The 18618-nt window shown below is 40.1% G+C and carries 10 protein-coding genes; 3 read left to right on the top strand and 7 right to left on the bottom strand.

Features of this window, described 5'->3' with window-relative positions; translation table 11 throughout:
- Positions 1–302 precede the first annotated feature (302 nt).
- Both R0J88_RS01150 and glk read right to left on the bottom strand, forming a co-directional pair.
- Entirely contained in the window at positions 303–1319 is a 1017-nt protein-coding gene (locus R0J88_RS01150; protein WP_410898811.1) for a LacI family DNA-binding transcriptional regulator, read from the bottom strand.
- A 32-nt stretch (positions 1320–1351) separates the two neighbouring features.
- The gene (glk, locus tag R0J88_RS01145; RefSeq protein ID WP_410898810.1) at positions 1352–2344 is read right to left on the bottom strand and encodes a glucokinase; all 993 of its coding nucleotides are present in this window, start codon (positions 2342–2344) and stop codon (positions 1352–1354) included.
- Positions 2345–2635: 291 nt separating this feature from the next.
- On the opposite strand from glk, the gene R0J88_RS01140 reads away from it, so the two are divergent.
- From R0J88_RS01140 to R0J88_RS01130, 3 genes are all read left to right on the top strand, one after another.
- The gene (locus tag R0J88_RS01140; RefSeq protein WP_010557464.1) at positions 2636–3652 is read left to right on the top strand and encodes a LacI family DNA-binding transcriptional regulator; all 1017 of its coding nucleotides are present in this window, start codon (positions 2636–2638) and stop codon (positions 3650–3652) included.
- 301 nt (positions 3653–3953) lie between these two features.
- A complete protein-coding gene (locus tag R0J88_RS01135; RefSeq protein WP_006794586.1) occupies positions 3954–7136 on the top strand; it encodes a TonB-dependent receptor in 3183 nt (1060 codons plus the stop codon).
- Between the two features lie 71 nt (positions 7137–7207).
- A complete protein-coding gene (locus R0J88_RS01130) occupies positions 7208–9115 on the top strand; it encodes an alpha/beta hydrolase family protein (RefSeq protein WP_410898809.1) in 1908 nt (635 codons plus the stop codon).
- 289 nt (positions 9116–9404) lie between these two features.
- Here R0J88_RS01130 and R0J88_RS01125 read toward each other — a convergent pair whose 3' ends face one another.
- The 5 genes from R0J88_RS01125 to R0J88_RS01105 form a co-directional block, all read right to left on the bottom strand.
- Positions 9405–11819 (bottom strand): glycoside hydrolase family 15 protein, encoded by a 2415-nt coding sequence (locus R0J88_RS01125; RefSeq protein WP_410898808.1) that lies wholly within the window; start codon positions 11817–11819, stop codon positions 9405–9407.
- A gap of 9 nt (positions 11820–11828) precedes the next feature.
- A complete protein-coding gene (locus R0J88_RS01120; RefSeq protein ID WP_410898807.1) occupies positions 11829–13328 on the bottom strand; it encodes an MFS transporter in 1500 nt (499 codons plus the stop codon).
- The gene (locus R0J88_RS01115) at positions 13321–15180 is read right to left on the bottom strand and encodes an alpha-amylase family glycosyl hydrolase (protein WP_410898806.1); all 1860 of its coding nucleotides are present in this window, start codon (positions 15178–15180) and stop codon (positions 13321–13323) included. The genes R0J88_RS01120 and R0J88_RS01115 overlap by 8 nt, the downstream gene beginning before the upstream one ends.
- Positions 15181–15268: 88 nt before the next feature.
- Positions 15269–17125 carry a glycoside hydrolase family 13 protein gene (locus R0J88_RS01110; protein ID WP_410898805.1) on the bottom strand — a complete coding sequence of 619 codons (1857 nt, stop codon included), beginning with the start codon at positions 17123–17125 and terminating at the stop codon, positions 15269–15271.
- The gene (locus R0J88_RS01105) at positions 17125–18618 is read right to left on the bottom strand and encodes a tryptophan halogenase family protein (RefSeq protein ID WP_410898804.1); all 1494 of its coding nucleotides are present in this window, start codon (positions 18616–18618) and stop codon (positions 17125–17127) included. Before R0J88_RS01105 ends, R0J88_RS01110 begins: the two co-directional genes overlap by 1 nt.

Raw genomic sequence — 18618 nt, 5'->3', positions numbered from 1 at the left:
GATAAAGGCTCAGTAGCAATTACAGACTCCACGTAAATAACTGTACTGAGCATCTTTGATTGACCCGTTCAAAGGTACGATATCAGGGAGCCTCTCACAACAAACCTGACACCGGTGTCACTGTATTAACTCATAGCTATGACACCGGTGTCAACCCTGACCGCTAAAATTAATTTAACTTTTTATCATGACCAATTAATGAACACTTAAATTCTTGTGTACATACAGACTTTTATCAAGCTACGGGCAAAAAAAAAGCCTGAATAAGCGTCACTCTTATTCAGGCTACTGTGAAAAATATTTTATGGGTTTACGCGAGCTGTTGATTCACGCGTTATTAAACGCGATTCAAGCGTAATTTGAAAAGGCTGTTCTTGAGGCTCTGTAATGTGATTAATTAATTGAGTAACAGCAAGCTTTGTCATCTCTTCTACTGGTTGGGCTATGGTTGTTAACCCTGGCCATATGTGGCGTGCAATAGGTGCATTATCAAAACCAGCTATAGATATGTCGTCAGGTACACGCAATTGCCTTTGTGTTGCAAGTTTTAGCACCGCTGCTGCCATGTAATCGTTCGATGCAAATACAGCCGTAGGCCGTGGCGACAAGTCTAAAATACTGCGGGCGCTGTCTACACCCGAGTGGTAACTAAAGTTACCCTCTTCAACTAATCGCTCGTCAAACTCAATATTGTGATCGGCTAATGCACGCCTGTAGCCTTTAAAGCGCTGCTGTGTTGCACTGTGATCGGGGTGACCTTTAATAAATGCAATTGACTTGTGACCAAGGCTGATTAAATGTTCTGTAATTTCAAATGCGCCCTGCTCATCGTTACTACGAACAGAAATAGATTCATCTTGTAAAATTGCGGACGCTACTCTCGCAAACGGGATTTTTTTAGCTGTTAAAAACTCAACCAGCTCAGGAAAATCACCAAAAGGTGGCGTAAGTACAATACCATCTAAACGGGATGTTTGAAGTAACTGCTCAACGTTGCTAATTAAAGCATCACCTCTGCATTCACATGGGTGAATTAGCAAGTTGTAATTGTTTTCTTGGCAAGCGGCTAGAGCCCCTGTTTGAACACGGGTTATGTAGCTTTTACTTGGGTTGTCGTATAAACAACCAATAATAAAACTTCGATTTTGTGCTAACCCACGCGCTATAGGGTTTGGCGTGTAATCCAACTCTTTAAACACAGCGAGTACTTTTTCGCGAGTGGCTGCACTCACGTTGGGCTCGTTATTTAGAACCCGCGATACTGTCTTTTTAGATACGCCAGCATGACTTGCTACGCTGTTGATTGTTACTTTCTTCATCACTCTATTTTCCACATGCAATCAACAAAAAACTAATTTGCGTTGTGCAAACACGCCGCTGCGCCAATTAAAGGTATGTTGTCTTGTGTCACTAATGTAACAGGTATTTGCCCTGTGTATTGCGACATAATCCCTTTTTGCGAAAAGCGTTCAACAAAACGGCTTTCAAGTAATCGAGCTTGCATACGCGGTAATATTCCACCACCTATAAATAGGCCACCCAATGCGCCATAAGCTAGTGATAAATCGCCTGCTACGCTGCCAATCCAATCACAAAATTGATTCAGGGTTGCATCGCACACATCACATTCGCCACTATTTGCTAAGCTGCTAATTTGTGCAGCATCAAGATTTTTAGGCGATTGCCCTTTAACTGCAGCCATTGCTTTATATAAGTGGGTAATACCAGGGCCTGAAAAAACGGTTTCGACAGACACGTGTTGATGCTCTTTTTTTAGTTCTTGAATTAACAAGGCATCAAGCTCTGTTACAGCTGCAAGCGATATGTGCCCACCTTCCGAACTTAAAACAGAAGTAGAGTGAGATGTTCTGACTAAACAAGCCGCACCAAAGCCAGTTCCGGGCCCCATTACACCAATATTTGCATTGTCATCAGCTTGACCTGCTTTTATAACAACATTTTGAGATGGGTTTAAGTAAGGTGCAGCGTAAGCAAAAGCAGCAAAATCATTAATAACATCAAGCTCATTTAACTCAAAATAAGCCTTAAAATCGTTAACACTAAAGTGCCATCCTAAATTTGTTAAATGCACCTGCCCTGCTTTTATAGGGCCAGCAACCGCCAAACATGCGCGTTTTGGTACAATATGTGGTACGGTTGATAAGTAATGCTCGAGTGCTTTTTCAAGTGAGCCAAAATTAGCACTAGGAAACGTATTATTATGCTCAATTGCAAATTGATTTGTTGTGTCATCAAACGATGTAATTAAAGCAAAACGAGCATTAGTGCCACCAACATCGGCAACTAAAATAGGATCAAATTGGGTAGAAGAGTTTAGGCTCATGGTGTTATCTCTTTTGTTTAAGCAATCAGTGCTTTTTGTTCTACAATAGTAAACCATTGGTGTAATTGCTTTAGGCTATCACCCTAAAGCGGCTATCAGAGAAAAAATGCTGCCTGTAGCAATTACAAACAGCCAATTCGTTTTGACAACAAAATGATAAAACATAAATATTATGACACCGGTGTCACAGTCAAATCAATAAATAATTTACATTAAACACAAAAAGCTTGAAATATTTAATTAATAAACGAAAATGGCACTATTGTGTATTACATTAACTAAGTTGTGATAATGAAAGGTAAAGCTACATCATTTGATATTGCCCACTATGCAGGGGTATCTCAATCAACTGTATCTCGCGCTTTACGAAATAGCCCGCTTGTTAACGAAGAAACACGTAAACGTGTTCATGACATTGCAAAAAAACTTAATTACAAGGTCGACAAAAACGCAAGCAACTTGCGCACGCAACAAAGCAGCACACTCGCACTTTTATTATTTGAAGACCCTACCTCAGACGAATCACAAATTAACCCGTTCTTTTTATCTATGCTCGGCAGTATTACACGCGCGTGTGCAAAAGAAGGCTACGATTTATTAGTATCGTTTCAATCAGCCAGTGCAGATTGGCAAGCCGATTACGAAGATAGCCACAGAGCCGATGGCATTATTTTGCTTGGTTATGGCGATTACATTGATTTTCAGCCTAAATTTAAAACACTGCTTGAGCAAAACACTAAATTTGTATGTTGGGGGGCAACGGTAGATAACAGACCTGATTTAACCGTGTGCTGTGACAATTACGGTGGTGGTAAACAAGCTGCGGCTCATTTTATAGCTCACAACAGACAAGATTGTGCATTTATTGGCGATGCTTCTGACCACAGCCCGGAATTTTTTGCTCGTTTTCAAGGGTTTAAGGACGAGCTAGAAGCTAACAATATCGCAATAAATGAACGTAAAATGGCTAACGCTATTTCAACGGAAGAATCGGGCTATCATGCAACTCGCTCGCTCATTGCCAATAATATTAAATTTAATGCGTTGTTTGCAGCAAGCGACTTAATTGCAATTGGTGCTATCAGAGCACTCAAAGAAGCAAACATTAATGTCCCTAAAGATGTCGCTGTAGTCGGGTTTGATAACATAGCTATAGCCAGTTTTGTAAACCCACCACTGACAACCATAGAACAAAATACAACTCTTGCAGGGCAAATGCTCGTTGAAAATTTACTCAAACTAATCAGAGAAGAAGATGTGCAAAGCACCCTTTTACCCCCTGTGTTAATTGCTCGCGGATCGAGTTAAATATTAAGAAAAGTCATGAAATTTAAACAAATGTAACACCTCCCTGATTTACATTTGTTTACAAATTGCAAGGCAAATCAACACAATAATTTAACCATAAAAAACAATATCTTACATTTACCCCAGCACTTTCACGTACACCAATTATCATTCTTAATCATTATACCTGTTGAAATGCAATGTTTTTTGAATTGGACCGATTTACATAACACGCATCATGATGTAAATTTATTGTGACTTATCTATCTTTTTATATATAAGTTGTTAAACATTATAAAAAAAATATCACAGGGATTTTAATATGTTCAAAACCAAAGCTCTATCAAATGCAGTAAGGTACTCTTTATTGTTAGGCTCTGTAGCACTTGCCCCCAATGTATTGGCGCAGGAAGAGTTAAACGCAGACGTAGAATTAGAAGAAGAAGGTCCTGAGAGAATTGTTGTTACCGGCTCTCGTATACGAAAAGCAGAATTCTCTAATGCGTCCCCAATTCAAATTATCAATGGCGATTTATCACGCGAAATGGGGTTGTTTGACGCAGGCTCTATGCTGCAATCCACAAGCCAAGCTGCAGGTACACAAATAGATAATACATTTGGTGGTTTTGTATTAGATAACGGTCCGGGCGCTGCAACAATCGGGTTTCGTGGTTTAGGTGCAGAGCGTACTCTTGTACTAATTAATGGCCGAAGAATGGCTCCTGCTGGCGTTGGTGGTGCACCAACTTCTCCAGATCTTAACTTAATACCAGGTGTTATGGTTGAACGAGTTGAAAACTTGTTTGACGGTGCATCAACTGTTTATGGTTCTGATGCGGTAGCCGGTGTAGCTAACGTAATATTGAAAAAAGATGTTGAAGGATTCATTTTCGACGCATCGTATCGTCAGCCTAAAGGTGAAGGCGGAGAAGAAACTGTACTATCTGGTATGTGGGGTAAAACCATGGACAATGGTTTTATAACAGTCGGTGTTGAGTACTCTGAGCAAAAATCTCAATCTCTATCTGGTAATCCTTTTGTTAAAGGCTGTGAAGAGCGTATTTGGGAAGCAGAAGATGGAAGCATTGTTACGCGCAATAGTGGCTATGGTCCAGTTGCAAGTGGTGAAGACTCTTGTGACATATTTCCTTTAACGAATCGCATTAGTGTTCCTTCGTTTTTTGGAAGTGTTTACTACACACCTAATTTTACGAATACAGGGATACCTAATTTTAGTGAATCAACTGTTCCTGCAAGTCTTGAAGGATTTTTTCCATCTTGGGTAGCGGGTGATTTTGATGGTGATGGGATTAATGATGGTGTATTTGTTGATGGTGATGGTGATGGTTTCCGTGATGTTGACTTCCAAAACCCACTATATGCATTCCAACAATCTGATTATTACAAAAGCGGTGATTACAGAAGTAAAAATGAACGCATCTCGTTAATGCTAAACGGTGAATATAACTTTCAAGATGATAACGATACTACATTTTATTACGAAGGTTTATACGCAAGTCGTAAATCACCAATTTTTAGCCCAGGCGCACAAATTTTTGAGTATGTACCAGAAACAAACCCATACAACCCTTGTGGAACAAATGGCATTGATTGTTTTGGCGTTTTAGGTGTAGGTCCTGGAGGCCCTGAAACAGTTCGCCCTATTATAAATATTCGTGGAGATCGTGACCGTACTGATGTTGAAGTTTCTCAATATCGCTTAGTCTCAGGTGTAACGGGTAACTTAGGGATGTTTGAGAATGTCGGTTTAAACAACTGGTACTATGATGCATCCGTATCTTACAGCGCATCTAAAGGTGATGATCACCGTGTGGGTATTGATGAAGAACGATTACTTTACTCTCTAGAAACATCTGTACTCAATGATGACGGCACTGTTACTTGTGGTACAGGTTCTGATGGCTGTGTTCCTGTAAATTTATTTGCTGATAGTATATATCAAGAAGGTGGCGGAACGCTTTCACCTGAAGAAGCGGCGTACTTATTCATTGACCGTGATATAGAGACTAAGGTAAACCAATTCGTATTCAATGCGTTCATGGGCGGTGATTTCTTTGCATTACCATGGAACGATGAAACTGTAGCTGGTATTGTTGGTGTTGAATATCGACGTGACGAAATTGAATCAAACCCGAATGCTGCAGCAGCTCAAGGCTTGCTTTGGGGTTACTTCTCTGACCAAGGAGCCGATGGTGCACGAAATCTAAAAGAGGTATTTACTGAAGTTGAATTCCCTTTGCTTAAAGGTCTTAAAGGTGCAGAAGAATTAACGTTTACGGCCTCTGGTCGTGTTTCTGAAGAGTCTTTTTACGATGCTGAATCTACGTACAGTATCAAAACCATTTATCGACCTGTAGATTGGTTCACACTTCGAGCTACGAAAGGTACTTCATACAGAGCACCAAATTTACGTGAACGTTTCTTAAATGGTACCTCTGGTTTTAATACAGTTGCAGATCCATGTGTTGTACCTGAAGATGCACGTGATATTGATCCATTAAATCCAGGCGCTGCAGCGACATATAATGCAGCTGAAGAAACTCGTGATGCTGCGGTATTGAACGCTTGTCAAGCATCTGGTGTTGATCCTACTTCGCTTGGCTTAGGTCAAGACGGAACAACAGTTTACACTGCAGGATATAGTGCTGAAATAGAAACTGGTGGTACTACAGAGCTTCAACCTGAAACCTCTGTAGCAAAAACATACGGCTTTATCTTTGAACAACCATTCAGTGAAGCGTTTGATTTAACTCTATCATTGACGCGCTTTGATATTGAGGTTACCAACAGTATTGCAGAGCCAAGTGCAGGATACAGCATTGCACAATGTTACTCTGCAGACGGTAATGAAGCATTCTGTGACAGAATAAACCGTAATGCTAATGGTCAAATTAGCTTGGTTGATGCTAGCTTTATTAATATTGGCTTAATCTCATCTAAAGGTTTTGACTACAACGTTTATTTCGAAACTGATACTGTTATAGCCGAGCAAAATTTAGGTATTACTCTAGACCTTCAAGCAACACGTATGACTGAACAAGTATATGATGTGCTTGGTACAATTGACGATAATATGGGTGAACCAGATTCACCAGAATGGCGTGGTACAGCTCGCTTACAACTGAAGTACTCTGATTTTAGATTTAACTGGGAAACTCGTTTCATCGGTAAAGGTCGTGAAGATGAAGATGATTTAGGTGAGTTTGAAGAAGGTACTGCAGGATGTCGTGGTTTAACTGACGCTAATGGTGAAGCACTTAAGTGTCGCCCTGTTGGTTTCACTGATGACTACTTTGTGCACAACGTTGGTCTTACATGGTCTAACGATGCATACAAAGTTAACTTAGGTGTCCGTAACGTATTTAATGAAGCGCCACCAAAAGTAGATCCGAGTGGGTCTTTCTCAAATACTAACATCCCACTGGGTGTTGGTTACGATACCTCTGGTCGAAGCCCTTACATCAGCTTTACAGCATCATTCTAATTTAGAATGGCTAAGTAAATTTCAATACAAATGGCCTAAAATTTTAGGCCATTTTTTTTGAAGGAATAAAAATGAAACTAAAAAAAAGAATGTTAGTAGGATTGAGCTTACTAAGCCTATCTTCTTTCGCCAATAGCGAAACTGAAGATACGACGCAAGTGAGTAGTATCGATGCTTTCTCAATGTCGGCTGCTATTCGGAGCGTTGTAGCATCACCAGATGGTAATAAGCTTGCTATTTTAAGAGCGACTACCAAAGATGGTGATTATATTATTGAGATACGAGATCCTAATAATCTAGAAGCAGAACCTGTAAGATTAGGTGCTGATAAGATGTTGATATCTTCCATCGTATGGTTAAACGATGAAAAAATTGGCGTTATGTTTAGGCAAATACTTGAAGATGGTAGTCGCAAATACTGGGTAAACAAATTTGCAATAACAGATGCAGATGGTAAAGGTGACTGGTTATTACCGTTTAAGAAAAAGCGAAATGTTCAATTTAATATAATCAATATACTTCCAGACAAAAAAGATGAAGTACTCGTAGAGGTTGATATTAATAATAACTACATTCCAGATGTAGTCCGATTTAATATTAATACTGGACGAAGTGTTACTGTAATGCGTGGTAATGAAAAAGTATCAGGCTCGTTTTTATCTGATTACGATGGTGAAATAAGAATAGCCCAAGGTTGGAATAAATCTGATAACGCAATTGATTATTACGCACGCGATAAAGGCAGTGATGACTGGAAAGTAATTAAGCAAGTTAGCCCTAAAAAGCGTGAAAGCTTTGAGATATTAGGATTTGCGAAAGGTAACCCTAACGAAGTTTATGTAAACGCTAACTTGGGCGAAAATACGACTGGTATTTATATATACAATATCAAAACAGGTCAGTACACTGACCGACAATTTGGTCTTAAATCTGTAGATACCGATGGTGTCGTACTTGATACCGACGGCACTTTACAAGGCTTTCGCTATACAACCAAGCAACCTAAGTTTTATTTCACAGATCCTAACCTTCAAGCACTTAACGAATCTGTTTCCTCCCTATTTAAGGGTAAATTTGTACAAATTGTTAGTAGCTCTGAAAACGATAACGTATTAGTGGTTAGAGTATCTGCTGACGACAATCCTGGCAGCTATTACATTGTTACTAATAAGCAAAAACTAACTAAAATTGGTGATCGACTCCCGTTTATTGATAAGAGTAAGCTAGGAACCGTTAAGTATATCTCTTATAAAGCTAGAGATGGTCGTAAAATAAAAGCATATGTAACCATCCCGGCTACTAAAGGCCCTTACCCTGCGGTAGTGCTTCCTCATGGTGGCCCTTGGGTGCGAGATTCCATTGTGTTTGATGATTGGGCACAGCTACTTGCTTATCATGGGTATGTAGTTATTCAACCAAACTATCGTGGCTCTACTGGTTACGGTTTAGAGCATTGGATGGCTGGTGATAATAACTGGGGCTTGAAAAAACAAGATGATTTAGACGATGCTGCGCAGTACTTGATCAAAAAAGGCTTAGCGACAAAAGATAAACTTGCTTTATTTGGCTGGAGCTATGGTGGTTACGCTGCATTTGCTGCATCTATGCGTGAAAACAACATATACAAATGTGTTGTTGCCGGTGCTGGGGTAAGTGATTTAAGTCGTATAAATGCAACCCTTAACGAAAATCGCTTTTTAAGTATTTTACAACGCCCTACTATTTCAGGTGTATCCCCTGTAGAACAAGTAGAAAAGGTAAATGTTCCTATATTGGTTATACATGGTGATATAGACAGTCGTGTTCCAGTAAAACACAGTAGAGACTTCGTATCAGAGCTTGAGAAGTATAAAAAAGACTTTAAATATGTTGAGCTAGAAGATGCCGATCACTTTTCCGATACGCTTTTCTACGATCATAAAAAAGAGTTTTATACAGAGTTGTTATCATGGTTTGATAATGAATGTGGTCTCAAATAATATAAATAAAAAAGTGGCATTCATTTTATTTGAAGAGCACTTTTTGTGTATTAAGTGAGGATATAGAAAAAGGGCTTCTAAATTTATTTAGAAGCCCTTTTTCCAGTTACAGTATTTTATATACCGTTCCTCAATAATACTTAATCATTTTTTGGGGCTAAACTTGTCGCTAACGGCGTTAAAAATGTCTCATTTAGAACAACTAAGTAGCTAATTTTTTAGCCAAGCTATCAACGCGTTTTTCTAGCCCTCAAATAAATCACTTAATTATGCGAATTGGTATGATGTATTATTTCTTTAGCGATTCTTCAACAACTGGGTAATGATCCCATACTTGTTTATCACTTAGTGAGCGCACTAGCTTAACGTATTCAGCATGAGTCCATGCCAGTGGGGTTGCTGAATTAGTACCTTCGCCTAGTTCATAACCCGCTTTGTTGACACCTACACCATCCCATACTTGCTCAGGCAGCATCATGCCTTCATTCGCAAATTGTTCTAAACCTTTTACGTAACTATTTCTAATATCAGCCTGCTTAGCATCATTCAATGTTTTGGTAGCGTTGGCTGCCGCTATTTCGTAATGGCCACGTTCACCGGTGAAAAATGGCCATACACGACCACGTTGGCCTGGTGTGTTAGCGCCACCTTCTGCGTAATTTGTGCCTGTTACTTCATCTTCGCCGTAACCGTCGTTACCGTAACGGCGGTAGCCTGCAAATGTGCCGGTCCCGTCTTCAAAACTAAAGCTATATTTTACCTGTAGGTTATCTTCAAGCGTTTCATCGTCGTATTCAGGCAGTGTTTTAACAATACTTTCGTCGGTTGCACGGCGAACGCCATAGCGTACTAGCTCTAAAAAACCACCATCTAATATTTGCTTTTTATTAAACCCTTCACGGCCATTATTGGCGTTAATTTTAGTGTTTGAATTGGCGTCAGTATCCTGACCGATCCGAATAAAGTACTCACCATCGGTACTTTCGCCTTTTAAATTACCCTTTGTAGTAAACATTTGCGATTCTATTTCGCTGTTATACTTTTTAGCCGTTTCTAAATAACGTTTTGCGTTTTTATCGTCACCGCTAAGTGTTGCTATATCGCTTGCTGTTATCAGCCCTGCAACAATTGCGGCAGTAGTAGAAGGAGAATACCCTTCTTGCTCTTCCCAGCGCTCCTGCTGTGTTGCCGGTGGAGTGATCTGCGTGTCGTTCCATAAAATTTTAGCTAAGCCACCATCAACTAAAAAATCAGCTGCGGGTTTTAACATTTTGCCATACCAAGTTTTTAGCTCTTCATCGCTAAGTACATTAGCTTGGTGAAGTTTCCAAGCAAGCATAATAGGCATGGCTGTTTGGTCAAGCTGGACACCCACCCATTCAAGTTCACCATCAACATGTGTTTTTTGTAAAAACCAGCCAGTATCACCATTGTTACCCGGTGTACTGCTGTTAACTTGTACTTTTTCAAGGTATTCGAACGCTGTTTTAGCTGTAGCGGTATCGCCGAGCGCCATAAAAGCCATAGCTACTTGATAAAAATCGCGTACCCATACCGCTTTATAACCCGTAGAGCCCTCTTTAGCAGATACGGTTTCTCCCCATGGGTTTGACAGTGACGCAATAAGCGCACCCGCGTGTGTTTTATCTTCTTGCGCTTTTAAAACCATAGCACTGGTGTATAAAAGCTTGCCGTTATCGGCAGTTTGTTCAGTCATTGTATTTAGTGGTTTAAGGCTTTGTAGGTAATCTTGCCAACCTAGCGCATCGCCTTTACCGTTGTAATGATCGAGTACGGCTTGGTAGCCCTTAGCCAAACTTTGTTCGCCTTGCTGAATACTTTGCTGCTGCGTTTTACCAAAGCTTAACGCTAAATCAAATGTGGTGTTGTTACTAATATCACCGAGTTCTGCAAGCATGTTTACATTACCTGAAACTTCACCGGTATTTGTATACTGATTATTAATTGCTTGCGTTGTTTTAAGTGCATTAATACCATCACTTTCACCTGTAAATCCTACTGTTTTAGCTTTAAAAGGTGAACTTGATTGTAATGTTAAATAGTTATCGCCTTCCCATGCGACAAGCCCTTGATCTGTTGTTTTAGCAAAGTCATCTAAGCCGTTATTATTAATGTACGGATTAACAGCCACATACGCTTTTAGCCCTTCAAGCTCAGTATTAAATACGCTGCGTACAAACAAGGTTTGCCCATCTGGGTCAGTAAATATGTGCTTTTCTAAGCTAAAGCGGCCTTGCTTATCGGTACTTGTTACCTTATAAGCAAGCGAAAGCGGTCTGCCTTGCTCATCTTTGTATAAGTAATCAATGCTTACGTCTAAGTCATCCGCTTCGGTAACGGTAAAATCATTACCTGTTACTATAAATTGCATGTCTTTTATTTGCGCTTGGTGAATAAGCCCAAACATGGTTTCGGTGATCATTCCTTGAGCAATAGAAAACCATACTTTAGACACATTGCCTGTTGCGGTTGTATCGCTGTACTGCCCGTTTTTATATTCTTCAAACGATGTGCCAATACCTGTTTTGCCTGCATACGCCCAAAATGGCTCTACCCCTGGGGCGCCTGGTGCCGATGTAACTTTTGCTGAAGTACTTTCATTAGTTGTGCTTGTGTTTTGTGCACCACAAGCTGTTAATCCTAAGGCTAAAAGTGAGGCGGTTATAAGGTTGTATTTTTTCATTGTGTGTCCTTAATTAGAATTTTTAACGCGCATTACGGCTACAGCGGCAACCACAAATGAGGCTGCACCAATTAATAGGGCGTAAATAGGCTGGTTAGAAAATACATGGCGTAAAATAAGCCCTAAAATGCTAGCGGCGAGTAACTGCGGTATTACAATAAAGAAGTTAAAAATGCCCATATAAACGCCCATTTTATTACTTGGTAAGGCGTTACTTAACATGGCATAAGGCAGCGATAAAATAGACGCCCACGCAAACCCTACGCCTATCATAGGTATAAGTAACATTTTAGGGTCTTGTATAAACATAAAGCTTGCAAGGCCTAACGCGCCTAGCAATAAATTAAAACAATGTGCGCCTTTTAAACCCATTTTCTTTACTAAAAACGGAATACACATAGCTGCAATTGCGGCAAAGCCATTGTAGGCTGCAAATAAAATACCCACCCAGTCTGCGCCATCGTTAAATGCTTTAGAAGTTGCATCGCTACTACCATAATGAAAGCTTGTTACTGCAGCGGTGGTATAAATCCACATAGCAAATAAGGTAAACCAGCTAAAAAACTGTACCCATGCAAGTTGCTTCATGGCCTCTGGCATCGTAAAAACATCTTGTACTACTTGGTAAAAGCCACCTTGTGTTTTGTTGGCGCTTTTAAGCGCGGCTGCAATCCACTGAACAATACCAAATGCCAATAATCCACCGGCTAATAGGTAAAGCTCTTTTTCAAGCGATAAACCCATAACTAATGCAAGGGTTGCTAAACCTAACACCACAAAAATAATAGCACCTTTATTAAAGTTAATATCAGCAATAATTGCAGTCGTAGATTTTGCTGTTTGCTGTTCAAATTCAGCAAGTTGTTCTGGGCTATATTCCTTCGTGCGTGCCACAGTCCATAAAACAGCAACTAATAAAACTACTCCACCCCAGTAAAATGAATATTTAACCGACTCGGGAATTTGCCCAGCCGCTGCAGTATTACTTACATCAAACCAGTTGGTCATCATCCATGGTAGCGCCGAGGCTAACACCGCACCAATACCAATAAAAAAGCTTTGTAAACCGTAACCTGTCGCGCGTTGTTTTTCTGGCAGGTTATCGCCAACAAGCGCTCTAAACGGTTCCATTGTCACGTTGATTGAGGCATCCATAATCCACAACATACCAGCAGCAATCCAAAGTGTTGGCGAGTGCGGCATAATAAACAACGAAAGTGTTGTTAACACAGCGCCCACAAAGAAAAACGGACGACGACGGCCAAAGCGCCCCCACGTTTTATCGCTCCAGTAACCTATAATAGGCTGAACAATTAAGCCTGTAAGCGGAGCTGCAACCCATAAAATAGGAATATCATCAACTTGTGCGCCTAATGTTTGAAATATTCGGCTTACATTGCCGTTTTGCAGAGCAAAACCAAACTGTATGCCTAAAAAGCCAAAGCACATGTTCCATATTTGCCAAAAACTTAAATTTGGCTTATCGGTATTAATATTTTGATTATTCATTATTAGCCTTATTTGTTAATACTGCGCTGCTAAATGCATCAAGTGTCAGGTTAAATGTGGCGCCTTGTGAGTGTGTTTTAAGTTCCACTTGGTGTTGCTCAAGTAAATCAACAATTAGTGAGCTTTCTCCCAGTTTTGTTACTTGCTCCTGAGATAAATCAACGGAGATACTCTGTGTTTGCTCACTGAAGTTACTTAGTACCAAAATTGTTTGCTGCCCTAGTGTTCGGCTAAACCCAACAATACGATCGCTACCTGTAAGGTTAAGCTTTTGCATATCGCCGCCTACAACAGCAGGTAAGCTATTTAAAGCCATAATTGCTTTATAGTACTCACGCAAAGCAGCTTGTTCGTTAGTGAGTTTTGCGCCATCAAACTTACCGTTATTCATCCATGCTTGATGAGCGGGTACGCCTATGTAATCAAAAATACTAGTCCGAGTAGGCGATCCAAAGCCGGCATTTTCAGATCCATCCTCACCAACATCTTGGCCAAAGTATAATAAGCTTGGTGCTCGACTAATTAAGTTAGAAACCACCATGGCGGGTTTACCCCAAACTGCATTTCCTGCAAAGTCAGGGCTAGCGATACGTTGCTCGTCGTGATTTTCTAAAAAGTGCAACATGTGTTGCTCTATGTCTGCAACGGTTTTATGCGCATCAAAAATAGTGTTTGCTGGCTGCTTGCTTTGCATAATGGCCTTTAACGTATCGTAAAAGCCCACTTTGTCGTAAAGAAAATCCATTTTCCCTTGGTGAATATAGGCGCGATACATTTTTGGGTTGTAAACTTCAGCCAGTAAAAAGGCATCTGGCTTTTGCATTTTTATTGATGAATTCAAAAAACTCCAAAATTCGACCGGTACCATCTCGGCCATGTCGTATCTAAAGCCATCAACGCCTTTGTCGAGCCAAAAAAGCGCAATGTCTCTAAATTTATACCAGCTGTTAGGAAGCTCTTTATCTTGCCAAAACGCATAATGAACACGGTAATCTTTCGTTTCTATGTTTTTTGGTAGTGTTGGAAAGTCGTAACTGCCGTCTGGTTTAACACCGTAATTCACTTTTACGGTTTCGTACCAATCGTTTATGTCAGGTTTTGGCGCTCGTGCACCATTACCGGTCCATTTTGCTGGGTTTTCATCAAAAAAGCCGTCCGCAAGTGGATGAGCATTGCCACCTAGGACTTGGTAATTAACATCTGTAGGTACTTGAAAAGACTTTCCTGGTACATAGTAAAAATTATTATTTTTATCGTACACTTTACTGGTGTCATCTTGCTCACCAAAGTATTTAACACCTTTAGGCTTACCTAGCGATTCATAATTACGTGCCACATGGTTAGGCACTATATCAATAATGACTTTCATGCCATGGCTATGTGTACGTTCAATAAGCTGGGTAAACTCTCCCATGCGGTTTGTTACATTAACAGCTAAATCGGGGTTAACATCGTAGTAATCTTTAATCGCGTACGGTGAGCCTGCGCGACCTTTTACCACATCAGGGTCATCTTGTGAAATGCCGTAGTCGGTATAATCGCCCACTAACGCGTGGTGTAACACACCGGTATACCAAACGTGCGTGGTACCTAGCTCTTTAATGCCTTTTAGGGCTGCGTCGTTAAAGTCGGCAAATTTACCTACACCGTTTTGCTCTTTAGTGCCCCATGGCACATTGGCTGTCTCGGTATTACCAAATAAACGGGTAAAAACTTGATACACAACTGGCTTGGTAAGCTCATTTTGCGTATGTGCAGGTGTTTGCTGTTGTTCAGGTTTATTATTTTCTGAACACCCTGTAGCAATAAGTGCACTACACAGCACTGCGGGTATATAAACTGATTTTTTCATTGTGTGTCTTTTTTGTCAGTATTGTTATTAACTTTATACTAAAGATTACTGCAGCAACCATACAGTTGCTGCATACGTATTCAGGTCACTATTGTGGCTTATTGATAACTAATACAGTTGCGCTCATAGCTGGTAATTGAACAGTTTTGCCAAGCTTTTGTATTTTTTGAGTAAATAAATTAAATGCTGTTGTGCTGTTAGGCATCACCTCTTGCATATACTCAATGTTTTTTTGTAGTGTCTGTGTGTTTTTATTCATAAATACCAACACAGTTTGCTCATCGCTAATACGTGCATAACTATAAACCCCTTGTTGAGGCGTAAAGTGTACAAGTTTACCTTTATCTAGTGCTGAGCTGTTTTTTCTAAAGTTAAGCAGCGTACTGATGGTGTTATGCATCTCTTTTTGCTGTTTTGTTAAGCCCTCTTTGGTAAAGGCGTTACGTGTTTGCCCATCAAACCCTCCAGGAAAATCAATTCTAATATCGCCATGGTCTTTACTTGGGGTGTTATCTAATAATACTTCCGTACCGTAATACATTTGCGGTATGCCACGTGTGGTTAAAAACAAGGTCATCGCCATTTTTGTTTTGGCTACATCTTGACCTAGCTCAGTGTAAACACGGCTCATATCGTGGTTATCGGCAAACACCATAATGTTATTTGTATCAGGGTATAAAAAGTCATTAGCTAACGATTCATATACTTTAACCCAACCCGTGTTCCAGCTTTCATCTTCATTTAGCGCTTGAATTACCGACTCTTGCAACGAAAAGTCCATCACGCTTGGTAAGCTTGATGTATACCCATCTTGATTATGCTTGCCACGTTGCCAGTAAGAAGCAATAGCAGGGTTAGACGTCCACTCTTCTCCAACAATATTAAAGTCTGGATACTCTTGCATTATGGCTTTTGTCCAATCACTCAAAAATGCTTTATCTGAGTAAGAGTAGGTATCAACGCGTATGCCGCTTAAGTCGGCGTATTCTATCCACCAAATCGCATTTTGAATTAAGTATTCACTTAACAGTGGCTGGCGCTGATTTAAATCAGGCATGGTTTCTACAAACCAGCCATCGTTAAACTGGCGCTTGTCGTATTCACTGGCATGTGGGTCTTGTATGGTTTGGCGCGCATGGCTGGTGGCATTCTTGCCTTTATTAAACTCACCATTAAAGTTAATCCAATCTTTAGTTGGCTTATCTTTAACCCAAGTATGCTCAGAGCCAAAATGGTTAAGAACCATATCCATTACAAGGCCTATACCCTGCTCTTTTGCTTTTACAGATAACGTTTTGTATAACTGGTTTGAGCCCATTCGTGGGTCAACCTTATAAAAGTCAGTAATTGCATATCCATGATAAGAATAATTAGGCATGTTGTTTTCAAGCACAGGCGTTAGCCAAAGCTGTGTTACGCCTAAGTCGTTTAAATAGGGAAGCGCGTTTATAACGCCTTGAATATCACCACCGTGGCGCCCACCTTTTATACTCGGGTTTGCTGCTTCTAACATGTTTGGGACGGTATCGTTTTCTTTATCACCATTAGCAAAGCGATCGGGGTTAATTAAATAAAGCGTATCGGCTGATGTAAACCCTTGACGCTGAGCGCTGTTTTTATCTCGATCAAGAAGTGGGAACTCAAAGTTATTGCTCGTTTCGCTGCTATTAAACTTAAGCGTTCCGGCTTTAGCGGCGTCGGTGATGGTAATATTTAAAAATACATAATTTGGATTATCGGTACGGGTTACTTTATTTAACTTAACGCCGTTGTATTTAGCTAATTTAATGTGCTCGTTTGCAATGTTTTGCTCATGAACCATGATGGTAATCGTGTTTTTGTTCATGCCAACCCACCAATTAGCTGGCTCAACGTCAAGTGCGTAGCTAATGGTTGGTAAAGTACAGGCACTTACAAGTAAAAGTTTTTTTAAAAGTTGCATCATCATGCCTTTTTAATTTTTGCTAAAAAATCTTTATGAGTGGGTAATTGATCTACCGTTGAGGTAATAAGCGTTTTTAGTGTTGAGAATAAATCGTTTAGTTGTTCACTACTGAGTGACTCAACGATGTTGTTGTAATCCTCGGGAATAAGACCTTGCCCAATACACACCTGCTGCCAAGCCACTTCTGCAAATAGCTCGTCGTTTTCGCGCACTACCTTGCCTGTTTGCCTAAATAAATCTATTTTATGAGCTAACGATTGAGGTATATCCATTTGCTTACATTGGCGCCAAAATGGCGAGTCTTCTCGTTCGTTTAATTTGTAATGCAAAATAATGAAGTCGCGAATATGTTCTATTTCAGTAACACTTTGCTTATTAAATTCAGTAACAAGCGCATCACTAATGCCATTATGAGGAAATAACTTAATTAAACGTATAACCGCACTTTGAATTAAATGAATACTGGTAGACTCAAGCGGCTCTAAAAACCCACTTGAAAGCCCCACTGCTACCACATTTTTATGCCATTGCTTTAAGCGTCGCCCAGTTTTAAATTTTATTAAGCGAGGATCTGTTGTCGGTTCACCCGGTAAGTTATTAAGTAAAAGTGCAGTCGCGCCCTCGTCAGATAAATATCGACTGCAGTAAACAAGCCCGTTTCCTGTTCTATTTTGCAACGGTATTTGCCACTGCCAGCCTGCGTTATGTGCAATAGAACGCGTATAAGGCCTTAATTCGTCACTTCCTGTTGATTGCACTGCTACGGCGCTATCGCATGGTAAATAATGCGACCAATCAACAAAGCCTGTATTAAGCGTTTGCTCAATTAAAAGTGCACGTTGCCCCGTACAATCTATAAATAAATCTCCCTCTATTTGGCTATTATTATCAAGCGTTAGACTGTTAATTCGGCCTGTATTTGTGCACTGAGTAACACGCTCTATTTTTGCATCGATGTGTTTTACACCGCGTGATAATGCCAGTTTTTTAAGGTACTCAGCATATAAGGTGGCATCAAAATGAAAAGCGTAACTTATCCCAGGTAGCTGGGTATTAGGAATAGCGCTTAGTGGTGCAAACTTGTGCTTTTTAGCTGCTTGGTAATTAAGTGAAAAATCCCATAAAGAATCCTCACTACCACTAATTTGCCCTTTTACCCAAAAGTTATAAAAGTCACAAAACGGAAAGTCTTTACCAAACGAGCCAAACGCATGCATGTAACTATGTGATGGTGTTTTCCAGTTTTCGAACTCAATACCAAGCTTTATAGAGGCATTAGTGGCATTTATAAAATCTTGTTCATTAATACCTAACGCATTGTTGAGCTGAATAATAGGCGGAATGGTCGCTTCACCAACGCCAATTGTGCCAATACTGCTGGATTCTATAAGGGTGATGTTAATTACTTTACCTAACACTTTATTAAGTAGCGCTGCGGCTATCCAACCAGCGGTCCCACCGCCCGCAATAACAACGTTTTTTATTGGTTTCAT

The sequence above is a fragment of the Pseudoalteromonas sp. SIMBA_162 genome (genome assembly GCF_046535955.1).
Taxonomy (GTDB): Bacteria; Pseudomonadota; Gammaproteobacteria; order Enterobacterales; family Alteromonadaceae; genus Pseudoalteromonas; species Pseudoalteromonas marina.
Note: the sequence above shows the minus strand (reverse complement) of the source record. Positions and strands in the feature narration are given on the sequence as shown.